The following is a 12,782-nucleotide window of genomic DNA, read 5'->3' as shown; positions in this document are numbered from 1 at the left end:
GGAGCGATCCGGAGACAGACGAGGCGGCTCATCGAGGGATGAGCCGCAAGCGGACGCAAGGTCATCCGCGATGCAGGACCGCCAGCACCGCGCGATGCATTGCCTCGTTGGCCGCCATCAGCACCGTGTCGTATCGCGACGCGTCCGCCAGCGGCCGTCCCTCCCAGTCCGTCACGATGCCGCCGGCCGCCTCGATGATCGGCATTTGCGGCAGGATGTCGTAGTCGAAGACATTGCTTTCGACGAGAATGTCGATGCCGCCGAGCGCAAGCAGACCGGCGGCATAGCAGTCATGCGAGAAGCGGCTGAAGCGGACCTTCGCGGCGAGCGCCGCGAAATGGTCGTGGCGCGCGCGGTCGAACTGTTCCAGGGCGGACGTGTAGAGAATGGCCTCGTCAAGCCGGGTTTTGTCGCTGGTCCGGATCGGTTCGCCGTTGAGCGTTGCAGAAGCACCGGTGCCGAGCCAGCGTTCGCCGGTGATCGGCTGGTTGATCAGGCCGAGAACGGGTCTGCCCCGGTACAGCAGCGCGATCTGGGTGCCGAAGGCGAGCGAGCCGGAGAGGAAGGATTTCGTGCCGTCGATCGGGTCGAGCACCCAGACCCAATCCGCATCGGCCCGGCAGACGCCAAACTCCTCGCCCCTGATGCCGTGCTCCGGGAACGCATCCTCGATCATGCGGCGCATGATCGTTTCCGCATCGCGGTCGGCGATGGTGACGGGACTGGCATCGGCCTTGGCATCGACCTCCATCCGCTTGCGGAACCAGGGACGGATCGTCTCGGCGGCGGCATCCGCCATGGCATGGGCGAGCGCCAGAAAGGCTGGCGGGCAGGTGGTTTGCGCGTTCATCCGTCGTTCCTTTCGGCTTCCTGGGCGATGTCGTCGAGCATGGTGCGGACCGTCTCCACCTGCCGGTGGGCGGCCGCGGCCTCGCGGCTCAGGCGCGGCGCAAGGTCCCCCGGTCCGAGATCGGTGAAGCTTGCGGTGCGGGCGGGAATGAAAGGATCCGGCGCATCCGACGGGCGGCGCAGGGCCGGGGCAAAATAGCCCTCCTCCTCCTCCAGACCGAAGGCGAGGACCTGCGGGCGATCTTCGCCGAGCAGAAGCAGGTCCACGAACATCGCCTGCATGGGCAGGTGGCCCTCGCCCGATACGCTGGCCAGATGCGCCCAGCCGCCGCGATCCGGCTTGACGAGGCAATCCTTGACATGAACCTCTGTGATATAGGAATTCTGGATCGCCAGCGCCGACATGGGCAGCTCGTAGGCGTTGATCATGTTGCCGAAATCGAAGAGCAGGCTGAGACGCGGATTGGCGACCGCCTTGACGATGTGCACCAGCTCTTCCGATTTCAGATCCTCGTGCTGCTCCAGCGTATAGCGCAGCCGGCCCTCCGGATCGAAATCGGCAAGGCGGCGAAGATCGGCGATCGTCCAGGCGATGATCTGCGACACCCGCCCCTCGTAACGGGGATAGCAGCGTAGCGAGGTCGCATCCGTGGCAAGCGCGATGCGCACGGCGTCGGAAAGACCGGACGCCTCGGTGGTGCTGGTCTCGACATGGAGTTCCAGCCCGCGCGCCTTGAGCTGTGCGGCGAAAGCCGCCAGCGCGTCGCCGTCCATGCGGCTGAGGCTGGCATGCTCTCCGTCGTCGACATGCAGCTTGAGACCGCAAAGGCGCTGATCGGCAGCAAAATCCGCAAGCTGCAACGGCGTCATGCCCCCGAAGCGCATGTTGAGATGAAAGGCATAGGCATGGGCAAAGAGCGGTGCGCTCCGCGCGCGCGCCGCAAGCCGGGTGCGGCTTGCCGGGTCAAGCGCGGCGATCGACTTGCGCCAGTCCGGCGGGTCAAGGCTCCATGGCATTTCCGTCACGGTATCGGCTCCTCCGTCGTTCACGTTGCGCATCCTTCAGGCGGCGAGGACCAGCAGGTCGCGATCGCAGATGCTGACCTCGACGGCCGCGCCGACGGCCGGCGGCGGCCGGTCGGGCTGGTTGAACGTGTCGAGGGAAAGGCTCTGGTCGCCGACCATGACGCGAATGCGGATCACCGAACCCAGGAAATGCACCTCGGCGATGCGGCCGGCAAGCACCACGTCGTGCCCCTCGGCCCGTCCGAGCGCCACCGTTTCCGGCCGAAGCGCCAGGCTGATACGCTCGCCGGCGCGCGCCGACAGCGGCCGGTTCAGCGCGACGGGCACCTCGCCGAGGCGAACGCGGCCATTGGCCGCCTCCATCACATCGGCATCGACGAGATTGAGCGTGCCGACGAACTCCGCCACGAACCGCGTTGCCGGACGATTGTAGATCTCGAAGGGCGTGCCGACCTGGTCGGCGATGCCCTGGTGCATGACGACGATGCGATCCGAGATGGAGAGCGCCTCCTCCTGGTCGTGCGTCACGAAGATCGTGGTGATGCCGAGTTCCTGCTGGATGCGGCGGATCTCCTCGCGCAGGCTGATCCGGATCTTGGCATCGAGCGCGGAGAGGGGTTCGTCGAGCAGCAGCACCTGCGGGCGGGGCGCCAGCGCGCGGGCCAGCGCCACGCGCTGCTGCTGGCCGCCGGAGAGCTGGAAGGGATAACGATCGCCGAGCTGCGGCAGGCCGATCAGCGTCAGCATTTCCGCTACGCGCCTGGAGATCGACGCCTTGTCCTCGCCCGCCACCTTCAGGCCGAAGCCGATATTGTCGGCCACGGTCAGGTTGGGAAAGAGCGCATAGGCCTGGAAGACCATGCCGATCTTGCGCCGGTTGGCGGGAAGGGTCGTAACATCGCGCCCGTCGATGCGGATCGCGCCCGATGTCGGCGTCTCGAAGCCGGCGACCATGCGCAGCACCGTGGTCTTGCCGCAGCCGGACGGACCGAGAAAGGAGACGAACTCGCCCTTTTCGATGCCGAGGGAGAAGTCTTTCACGACGCGCAGCGCGCCGAAGGATTTTTGCAGGTGATGGATATCGAGAAAGGCCATGGTCAACGCCTCACGGTGGAGAATTTGGAAAAGCGGGTGACGAGCTGGATCAGCCCCATGCAGGCCCAGGTGATGGCAAAGGCGAGGACGGCGAGCGCCGAGGGCTCATAGGCGCGATTGCCGCCCATCCAGACCATGTAGGGGCCGAAGGAATTGACGTTGAGCAGGGCGGCGAAGACATATTCGCCGATGACGATGGCGAAGGTCAGGAAGGCGCCCGACAGGACCGAGACGAAGACGTTCGGCAGGATGACGACGGCGAGGATGCGCGCCCAGCCCGTCCCGAGCGACTGCGCCGCCTCGGTGAGGCTGGCGATGTCGATGGTGCGCAGGCCCGTGTCGACCGAACGGTACATGTAGGGTAGCGCCAGCGTCGCGTAGCCGAAAAGCAGCAGCAGGTTGGTGCCCCACCAGGTTCCCGTCAGCGGCAGGATCGAGGACGTGTTGTAGATGCGGATATAGCCGAAGACGATGACGATGGGCGGAATGACCAGCGGCAGGAGCGTGATGAACTCGATGACGGGCCTGAGGCCGGGAAGCCGGAGCCGCACGAAATAAGCCGTCGGCACGACCAGCAGGATGCCGAGCACGATCGTCAGCAGCGCAAGCCCCACCGAATAGAGGAAGGTCTGCTGGAACTGCGGATCGGCGAGCACGATGCGATAGGCTTCGAAACTGTATTCGCCGCGCTTCATGCGCATCGAGAAATCGACCATGCCGGCAAGCGGCAGCAGGAAATAGAGGCCGCCGAGCGCGACGGCGAAGAGGGACCAGAAGCGTTTTCCCATCACTTCACCCACCGTTCGGCGCGCATGCGCAGCAGGATATAGATGCCGTTGGCGACGGCGGTGAGCGCGATCATGCCGAAGGCAATGGCATAGCCGAGATGCGGATCGTTCAGCACGTCGCCGCGGATCTGCGCGAAGAGCACGATGGGCGCGATGGAGAGCGAGGAACCGGTGAGCGCGATGGCCGTGGCGACGGCGCCGAAGGCATTGGCGAACAGCAGCGCCAGCGTGCCGAGCAGCGAGGGCCAGAGCACCGGCAGCGCCACCATCCGCCAGTATTGCGCGCCGGACGCGCCGAGGCTTTCGGCCGCCTCGCGCCATTCGCGGCGCAGGCCTTCCAGCGCGGGCGTGATGATCAGCACCATCAGCGGGATCTGGAAGTAGAGATAGGTGAGCGCCAGCCCCAGGAACGAGACGATATTGAAGCCGGAACCGTAGAGATTGATGCCGAACCAGTTGCGCAGCAGCATGGTCACGAAACCGAGACGGCCGAGCGTGGCGATGAAGGCGAAGGCGAGCGGCACGCCGGCGAAGTTCGAGGCGACGCCCGAGAAGGTGATGATGCCGTTGCGAAGCCAGCGCGGCAGGTCGCCGAGCGTGATGGCGGCGGCGATGAGGAAACCGAAGAAGCAGCCGAGCGCGGCCGTCAGCAGGCTGAGTTCGATGGAAATCCAGAAGGCCGAGCGGATGGAAGGCGAGAGCAGCTTGCCGAGATTTTCCAGCGTCACCTGCCCTTGCGGATTGCGGAAGGCGCCGATGACGATGTTGAGCGTCGGCAGGATCAGGAACAGCGTGGCGAAGAGGAAGAACGGGGCAACCCCGATCCAGTTGATGAGTTGCCGCGGCCGCAAGGCCGCCGGCAGAAAAGCGGCGCTTGTCGTCATCGGATGTTTCCCGGAGAGGTTTGGCCGGAGGCGCACGGCAAGCGGCGCCTCCGGCTCTGAAGGTTACTTCACGTTGGCGCCGACGACCTTGTCCCAGCCTTCGACGATGGCGCTCTTGTTGGCGTCGAGCGCCTCGACGGACGGGAAGATCGCCTTTTCATAGGCTTCGGCCGGCGGCAGCTTGTCGAGCAGGTCCTGCGGGAACTTCCCGGCCTTCAGCATGGCGTTGAAGCGGGCGGGATGACAGTAACCCTTCAGCCAGCCGGTCTGGCCCTCGTCGGAATAGAGATATTCCATCCAGAGCTTTGCGGCGTTCGGGTGCGGCGCATAGGCCGAGATCGCCTGCACATAGACGCCGGCGACCACGCCCGTCGTCGGCACGATGACGTCCATCGGCGGGTTGCCGTTCAGCGCATCGCGCCAGGAGAGCAGGTTGTAGTCCCAGGCGGCGATGATCGGGGTCTGGCCCTGCGCGATGGTGCCGGCCTTGCCGAGGACGGGCACGAAATTGCCGGCCTTGTTCAGCTCGGCGAAGAGTTCCAGGCCCTTCTTGCCGGAATCCGCGCCCGGCTCTGCGCCGCGCGAAATACCGGCCGACATCAGCGCGAGGATCGCCTGCGCCGAGGACCGCGGATCGCCGGTCAGCGCGACGGAACCGGAATATTCCGGCTTGGTGAGGTCGGCCCAGTCGGCCGGCGGGGTCTGGATCAGGTCCTTGTTGATGCCGAAGGCCATGACGCCGTAATAGTCGCCGTACCAGTAGCCGTCCGCGTCCTTGATGTTGTCGGGGATCTCGTCCCAGGTCGCGACCTTGTAGGGCTGCAGCAGGCCTTCCTTCGTGGCCGCCGGTGCAAAGGCGAGGCCGAGATCGACGACGTCGGGTGCCTGGGAGCCAGTATTGCCCTTGTTGGAACGGATGGCTTCCAGTTCGTCGGCCGTGCCGGCGTCCGGGTTCAGCTCGTTGACGGTGATGCCGGGATACTTCGCCTTGAAGCCTTCGATGACCGCACCGTAATTGCACCAGTCGTGCGGCAGGGCGATGACCGTCAGCATGCCCTCCTTCGTGGCGGCATCGACAAGATCCTGCGGGGCCTCGGCGCGGGCAAGGCCCGGCAGCGCGGCGGCGATGGCAAGTGTGGAAACGAAAGCCGAGCGGGCGGCATGGGATAGGCGCGTCATGAAGTCCTCCTGTTTACCGTCTGTGACGGATGGTGAGCATTGGCTGTCAGTCGGTCTGTGCTTCCGGTCGCAATCGCGATCCGGTGCATTCCGGTTCCCCCGCACTCTGTCTGCGTCCTGAGGGGCTGCATCGGTGCGTTTCGTGTAGGTGCAGCATGTAACAATTGGACAACAATAAAACGTCCATTATTATGCATTTGACTGTACCAATTTTGGAGCCTCCCTTGGCCAAGCAGCTTGAAGGCCCGATCCTGCCGTTTCTCCGCCTGGACGCGGGCACGGCGCTGCCGAAATTCCGCCAGGTGCAGGACCAGTTGCGCACCGCGATCCTGCAGGGGCATCTGCGGGCCGGCACGCGCCTGCCGGCAAGCCGCATCCTTTGCGAGGAGCTGGGCCTGTCGCGCCAGACGCTGGTGCGGGTGCTGGAGAACCTGAAGGCGGAGGGATATCTGGAGGCGCGTCAAGGCGCGGGCACCTATGTTTCGGCGGCCCTGCCGCGTCGGCCGGCAAAAGCGCGTGTTGCGCCGACCGAAGACGATGCCCCGCCGAGACTGTCGCGGATCGGTGCCGCGTCGCGCGGGGTTTCGGCGGCGATCGGCCGCGTGGAGCCGAGGCCTTTCCTGCCCAACCAGCCGGCGCTCGACCGGTTTCCCTTCGCCGTCTGGCGCAAATGCTGGAATGCCGGCGCACGCAGCGGTAGCGCGGGCATGGGCTATGGCGATGTCGCGGGAGAATTCGTGCTGCGCCAGCGGATCGCCGAATATCTCGCCCTGCACCGGCGCGATCCCTGTGATCCGGAACAGATCGTCATCACTCCCGGCGGCCATGCCGCCTTCACGCTCGCCGCACTGGCTCTCGCCGATGCGGGCGACGGCGTCTGGTTCGAAGACCCCGGTCCCGTCACCACGTCCAACCTGTTCCGCACGCTCGGTCTCGATCTCTGCCTTGCCGATGTCGACGCCGACGGCATGGACGTCGCGGGCGCAATGGCGCGTCATCCCGATGCACGGCTCGCCTTCGTCATGCCCTCGCGCCATCATCCGCTCGGCGTGACGCTTTCCCTGCCACGCCGGCTCGCGCTTCTCGAATGGGCGCGGGCAAACGACGCCTGGATCATCGAGGACGACTACGACAGCGAGTTTCGCTACGACGGCGCGCCCCTGCCCTCGATACGCTCCATCGACAGCCATGGACGGGTGATCTATGCGGGCAGCTTCAGCAAGGCGCTCTATCCCGGCATCCGCATCGGCTTTCTGGTGCCGCCGCCGCAACTCGTCGGCACCTTCCGCAATCTTTCCGGCCTGATCCATCGCAGCGTGCCGGTCGAAACGCAGCTCGCGCTGGCGGAATTCATCGGCGGCGGCCATTTCGCCAGCCACCTGCGCCGCATGCGCGGCCTCTATGCCGAACGCCGCAGCGCCTTCATCGATGCGGGGCAAGCCGCCCTCGCCGGGCTCGCCGAGATCGAATGCTCCGAAAGCGGGCTCAACGCGCTGGTCTGGCTCCGGAACGGGCGAAAAGACCGGACGGTGCAACAGGATGTGCTGGACGCCGGCCTGCAATGTTATCCGCTGTCCGACTACACGATAGCGACCGCGAGACCGGACGCCCTCATCCTCGGTTATGCCGGCGTGCCGGCAGAGCGTATGCGCCCCTATCTCGACCGCCTTGCCGAGACGCTTTCCACGTCCTGAGGCGGCCCTCGCCGGTCCTGACGGGCGCGCCGGCGAAACGGGCCATGAGCCCGCGAAAGAGCGCTTCGATGAAAAGCGCCCAGTCGCGCGGCTCCTCGGGCCCCTCGGGATCCCGCCGGACAATCCCATGGCCGATCCCGCGTGGCATCGTCGCTGCCTACAGGCTGCGCATCGGCGTGCCGCTGCGCTGGGTGACGCCGACGCCGGGCGCAACGCCGACCTCCGCGTTCGAGGCGGCGAGAAGCGGCTTGCCGCGCACGATGTCGGAGGCGCGTTCGGCAAGCATGATGGTCGGCGCGTTGAGGTTGGCGTTGGGCTCGGCAGGGAAGACGGAGCTGTCGATCACCCGGAGACCTTCGAGACCACGCACCTTGAGGTCGCTGTTGACGACCGCCATGCCATCCTCGCCCATGCGGCACGAACCGCAGGGATGATAGGTGCTTTCCATCGTCTCGCGCACCCAGGCGTCGATCTCGTCATTGCTGCGCACGTCCTTGCCTGGCGCGATCTCCTCGCCGCGGAAGCGGTCGAAGGCCGGCTGGGCGACGATCTCGCGGGTGAGCCGTAGACACCGGCGGAAGCCCTCGCGATCCTCCTCGCGATCGAGATAGTTGAAGAGGATGTCGGGCTGCTCATGGGCTTCCGGCGACCGCAGGCGCACATAACCGCGGCTCTTCGGCTTGTTCGGACCGGTCAGCACCATGAAACCGTGGCCGTCGAGCGGCTTCTTGCCATCATAGCGCATGGCGGCGGGCAGGAAGTGGAACTGGATATCCGGCCATTGCAGCGCGGCGTCGGAACGGATGAAGCCACCGCTCTCGAAATGATTGGAGACCGAAAGCCCCTTCTTGAACAGCAGCCATTCCGCACCGATCAGGGCGCGGCTCAGAAGTCCCATCTTGCCGTTGAGCGTGATCGGCTCCTTGCAGGCATACTGGATGTAGACTTCCGAATGGTCCTGCAGGTTCTCGCCGACGCCCGGCAGGTCGTGCAGAACCTCGACGCCCGCCTTTTGCAGCACGGCGGCCGGACCGATGCCGGAGCGCTGCAGGAGATGCGGCGAGCCGATCGGGCCGGAGGAAATAAGCACCTCTCGGCTCGCCTTGGCCACGACGCGCTGGCCACCGCCCAGTTCGTATTCCACGCCGACGGCGCGCTTGCCTTCCAGCAGCACGCGGCGCGTCATGGCATGGGTGACGACGGTGAGGTTGGGCCGGCTCATCGCGGGCTTGAGATAGGCATTGGCCGTCGACCAGCGCACGCCGTCCTTGACGGTCATGTGCATGGGGCCGAAGCCTTCCTGCATGTGGCCGTTCGGATCCTCGGTGGTGATGTAGCCGGCCTCATGGCCGGCATCGACGAAGGCCTTGTAGAGCGGGTTCTTCATCCTGTTGCCGGCATTGGTGGAAAGCGGCCCGGTGGCGCCGCGATAGGCGTCGCCCCCGTCCTGCCAGCTTTCCGCCCGCTGGAAATAGGGCAGGCAATTGGCATAGCGCCAGCCGCGTGCCCCCAGCTCCTCCCATTCGTCGAAGTCGCGGGCGTGGCCGCGCATGTAGACAAGCCCGTTGATGGAGGAGGAACCGCCGATGACCTTGCCGCGCGGGCAATGAACCCGCCGACCGTCGAGGCCGGGCTCCGGCAAGGTCATGTATTTCCAGTTGTACTTCGTGCCGTTCATCGGAATGGACAGCGCCGTCGGCATCTGGATGAAGATCGACTTGTCGCTGCCGCCATATTCGAGAACCAGGACCTTCGTGGCCGGATCTTCCGAAAGACGGTTGGCAAGCACGCAGCCGGCCGATCCGGCGCCGATGATGATGTAGTCGTAGGTCTCGGTCATGGCTGTCATCCAGAGGTTACGGGTAGAGGCCCCAGCCGCGCCCGCGGGCGAACAGTCGGGTCAGGACATAGTGGACCGCACCGGCCGCAAGGCAGGAAGGCACGGAGGCGGTGAGGTACTTGAAGGCCGGCAGGCTCGCGAGCGTCTGCGGATTGAAGACGAGCACATAGACCCCGAAGCCAACGGCAAGAGCGAAGAGGCCGATCGGATTGAAGCCGCCCCAGAAACGGTAGGGACCGTTTTCCTGCGGGCCGTGCAGGCTGCGCATGTCGAGCTTCTGGCGACGCAGGAAGAAGTAGTCGGCGATGCCGATGCCGGCGAGCGCGGAATTGAGCGCCGAGGTCCAGACGAGGAAGATGAAGAAGCCGTCATACATCTGCGGATAGAAGACGACGAGGCCCAATGGGATGACGCAGAACAGGAAGAGGATCGTGCCCCAGGAGATGGCGCGGATCGACGCCGTGCCCACCTGCCGAAGACCGACGATGGAGGTATAGAGGATGTTGGCCATCGAGGTCATGTTGGCGAAGGCGACGAAGAGCAGCGCGATGACGCCGATGACCGGGCCGGCAATCTTGGTCATCCAGATCGTCGGATCGCTGTCGCCGAGAGCGACGGCTGCGAGCAGGCCGACGATTTCCCCCAACGCGGCGGCGCCGAAGATACCGACGACGTTCGGCCAGAAGGCGGTGCGCTCGTTCTTCGTCAGGCGGGCAAGGTTGCCGATATAGGGCCACCAGGAGAAGCCCGCGGCAAGGTTCACTTCGATCGCGATGATGAAGTTGAGGGTGTTGTCCTCGAAGGGCGGCGCGAGCGCCGGCATCGCCAGCAGCTCGGAGAACGAGCGCTGCTGCAGGATGAGGTAGAGCATCACGCCCATCAGGATGACGAGCGCGGGCGACACGACCATGTTGAAGAACTTGATCGAGGTCGGCCCCTTGGCGACGATGAACCAGGTGACGAGGATCGCGCCCACGGCGGCGATGATCATCTTGATGCCGGTGGGATTGGCCGCCTCGCCGGCGCTCAGCGCCGCAAGGCCGTCGATCGAACGGCCGAACATCATGGCCAGCACGGCAAGCCAGCCCATGGTGAGGATGACCACGGCCAGCACATAGACGACGCGGCTGCCGTTGTAGCCGAACTGGCTGCGCAACGCGACGAACTGCTCGATCCCGTAGCGGCCCGAAAGCGGCGTGGTCGCAAGCGCCGTCAGCATGACGCCGACGATATTGCCGATGATGATGGCGGCGATGCCTTCCTTCGGCCCGACGAACAGGCCGACCGAGCCGCCGATGAGGAAGGCCCAGGTGGCAATGGCCAGCGCGGAATTGGCGTAGGTGAATTCCCAGAAACCCCAGAGTCGCTCGGAGGGCAGCAGCGGCGCGTCGCCGCGCTCGGCGGCGGCGCGGTTGCGCTCGGCTTCCGCCCGGTCGGTTTCGGCGGCGGCAAAGCCGCCATGGCTGACGTGATCGGTCATATCAGGCTCCCCAGATCCAGAAACCCAACACCAGCACGAGCGTCAGCGCCGTCATGCAGGCGTAGTCGATGACAGTCATCGTGCCTTCGAAGCGGTGCCCCGCCTCGATGTCCTCGTAGATGCGCGCGCGACGCGCGAGCTCGTTCTGCCAGGCGATATCGTTTTCCATTGTCGTTCCCCTTTCGCGCCGCGCCTTGAAGCGTCTATCCGCGATGAAGGCGGCTCCATCAGCCGCCGATGGTGCGAAGCGGCCGCCCATGGGCGGCGGCCGGCAGGCTTACGGCAGCGTGATCCACACCGCCTTGGTCTCCATGAGATAGTCGAGCTGTTCCGGCCCCAGATCCTTGCCGAAGCCGGAATCCTTGAAGCCGCCGAACGGCATGGATGGGTCGATGGTGCTGTGCGCGTTGACGTAGACGGAGCCCGCATGCAGTTGCGGGATCAGCGTATGCACGCGGGAGAGATCGTTGGAATAGATCGCGGCGGCGAGGCCGAAGGGCGTATCGTTGGCCAGTGAGATCGCCTCCTCCAGCGTGTCGAAGGGGCTCGTCACCAGCACCGGCCCGAAGATTTCCTCGCGCACGATGCGCATGTCGGGTGTGCAATGGGCGAAGATGGCCGGCTCGATGAAATGGCCCGGGCCATCGGGATTTGCGCCGCCATGGACGAGTTTCGCGCCCTCGCTGAGGCCCGCCTCGATATAGCCGGCGACGACCTTCTTCTGCTGGGCCGAGACCATCGGGCCGATATAACAATCGCGGTCGAGGCCCGGCGCCATCTTCAGCGTTTTGGTGACCGCGACAAGTTCCTCGAGGAAGGCGTCATGCACCGAGCGCTGGATATAGACGCGCGTGCCGGCATCGCAGACCTGACCGGAATTGAAGAACACGCCGTTTGCCACCGCCCGCGCGGCGCTCGCAAGGTCCGCGTCGTCGAGCACCAGCACCGGCGACTTGCCGCCGAGCTCCAGCGTCACGTGCTTGAGATTGCCGACAGCCGTACGGCCGACGTCCTGCCCGACCGGCGTCGAACCCGTGAAGGTGACCTTGTTGATGCCCGGATGGGTCGACATGGCCGCGCCGATCACGCTGCCCTTGCCGGTGACGATATTGACCACGCCGGCGGGAATGCCGGCTTCCTCGACCAGTTCGGCAAAGCGCAGCGTGGACAGCGATGTCAGCTCCGCCGGCTTGACGACGACGGTGCAGCCGGCCGCGAGCGCCGCGGCAAGTTTCCAGGCCATGGTCTGCAGCGGGAAATTCCAGGGCACGATGGCGGCGACGACGCCGAGCGGTTCCTTGCGGGTATAGGCGAGATAGTTGCCGGGAATGGACGGCTCGACGGTGCGCCCATGCAGCTTGGTCGGCCAGCCTGCGAAATAGCGGAAGGTGTCGATGGTGCCCTGGATGTCGATCTCGCGGGCGAAACTCACCGACTTGCCCATGTCGATGGCTTCGATCTCCGCCAATTCGTCGGCATGGGTTTCGATGAGATCGGCAAGCCGGTGCAGCAGGCGCTCGCGCTCCAGCGGCTTCAGGCGGTGCCATTCGCCGCCGTCGAACTGGGCACGGGCGGCCGCGACGGCACGGTCGAGATCGTCCGTCGTGCCGGAAGGGCCACGGGTGACCAGACCGCCGGTGGAGGGCTCGAAAATGTCGAAGGTCGCCCCGTTGCTGCTATCGACCCAGGCGCCGCCGATGAACATCTTTTGCGGCTTTTCCAGAAACCGCCGTGTCGCATCGCTGACGCCGTATTGATCCAGATAGGTGCGGACGGATGCGTCCATGATGGTTCCTCCCGTTTCGGCCGCCGAAGCGCGCCGGTCTCCTGCGATGCGGACCTGCCGCATTGCGCTCCGTTGTTGTTGGATCAGCGCTGCTGCGCCTTCGCATGCATGATGCGGCCGATGAGGTTCATGAGAACCTGGGCGGCCAGGATGGCGGTTCC

The 12,782-nt window shown here is 65.5% G+C and carries 11 protein-coding genes; 1 reads left to right on the top strand and 10 read right to left on the bottom strand.

What is annotated here, in order from left to right:
- Positions 1-61: 61 nt before the first annotated feature.
- The 6 genes from V8U06_RS17405 to V8U06_RS17380 form a co-directional block, all read right to left on the bottom strand.
- A complete protein-coding gene (locus V8U06_RS17405) occupies positions 62-850 on the bottom strand; it encodes an inositol monophosphatase family protein (protein ID WP_427141725.1) in 789 nt (262 codons plus the stop codon).
- A complete protein-coding gene (locus tag V8U06_RS17400) occupies positions 847-1,899 on the bottom strand; it encodes a TIM barrel protein (RefSeq protein ID WP_427141724.1) in 1,053 nt (350 codons plus the stop codon). The genes V8U06_RS17405 and V8U06_RS17400 overlap by 4 nt, the downstream gene beginning before the upstream one ends.
- A gap of 12 nt (positions 1,900-1,911) precedes the next feature.
- Entirely contained in the window at positions 1,912-2,970 is a 1,059-nt protein-coding gene (locus V8U06_RS17395; RefSeq protein ID WP_427141723.1) for an ABC transporter ATP-binding protein, read from the bottom strand.
- A 2-nt stretch (positions 2,971-2,972) separates the two neighbouring features.
- Entirely contained in the window at positions 2,973-3,758 is a 786-nt protein-coding gene (locus tag V8U06_RS17390) for an ABC transporter permease (RefSeq protein ID WP_427141722.1), read from the bottom strand.
- Entirely contained in the window at positions 3,758-4,642 is an 885-nt protein-coding gene (locus V8U06_RS17385) for an ABC transporter permease (protein ID WP_226922767.1), read from the bottom strand. The genes V8U06_RS17390 and V8U06_RS17385 overlap by 1 nt, the downstream gene beginning before the upstream one ends.
- A gap of 63 nt (positions 4,643-4,705) precedes the next feature.
- On the bottom strand, positions 4,706-5,821 hold the full coding sequence (locus tag V8U06_RS17380; protein WP_226922768.1) for an ABC transporter substrate-binding protein: 1,116 nt from the start codon (positions 5,819-5,821) through the stop codon (positions 4,706-4,708).
- A gap of 224 nt (positions 5,822-6,045) precedes the next feature.
- Here V8U06_RS17380 and V8U06_RS17375 point away from each other — a divergent pair, with 224 nt between their 5' ends.
- Complete coding sequence (locus V8U06_RS17375; protein WP_427141721.1) at positions 6,046-7,515, top strand: PLP-dependent aminotransferase family protein; 1,470 nt, start codon at positions 6,046-6,048, stop codon at positions 7,513-7,515.
- Between the two features lie 157 nt (positions 7,516-7,672).
- Here the strand turns inward: V8U06_RS17375 and betA are convergent, their stop codons facing one another.
- From betA to V8U06_RS17355, 4 genes are all read right to left on the bottom strand, one after another.
- Entirely contained in the window at positions 7,673-9,355 is a 1,683-nt protein-coding gene (betA, locus tag V8U06_RS17370) for a choline dehydrogenase (protein ID WP_226922770.1), read from the bottom strand.
- A 16-nt stretch (positions 9,356-9,371) separates the two neighbouring features.
- Positions 9,372-10,835: a purine-cytosine permease family protein gene (locus tag V8U06_RS17365; protein WP_427141720.1), complete on the bottom strand. Its 1,464-nt coding sequence runs from the start codon at positions 10,833-10,835 to the stop codon at positions 9,372-9,374.
- Position 10,836: 1 nt separating this feature from the next.
- Positions 10,837-11,004, bottom strand: a complete 168-nt coding sequence (locus tag V8U06_RS17360) for a hypothetical protein (RefSeq protein WP_226922772.1) — start codon at positions 11,002-11,004, stop codon at positions 10,837-10,839.
- 108 nt (positions 11,005-11,112) lie between these two features.
- Positions 11,113-12,621: an aldehyde dehydrogenase family protein gene (locus tag V8U06_RS17355; protein WP_427141719.1), complete on the bottom strand. Its 1,509-nt coding sequence runs from the start codon at positions 12,619-12,621 to the stop codon at positions 11,113-11,115.
- Between the last annotated feature and the right edge of the window lie 161 nt (positions 12,622-12,782).

It is taken from the genome of Shinella sp. G-2 (genome assembly GCF_050172695.1).
Taxonomy (GTDB): Bacteria; Pseudomonadota; Alphaproteobacteria; order Rhizobiales; family Rhizobiaceae; genus Shinella.
This window is presented reverse-complemented; position numbering and strand designations above follow the sequence as displayed.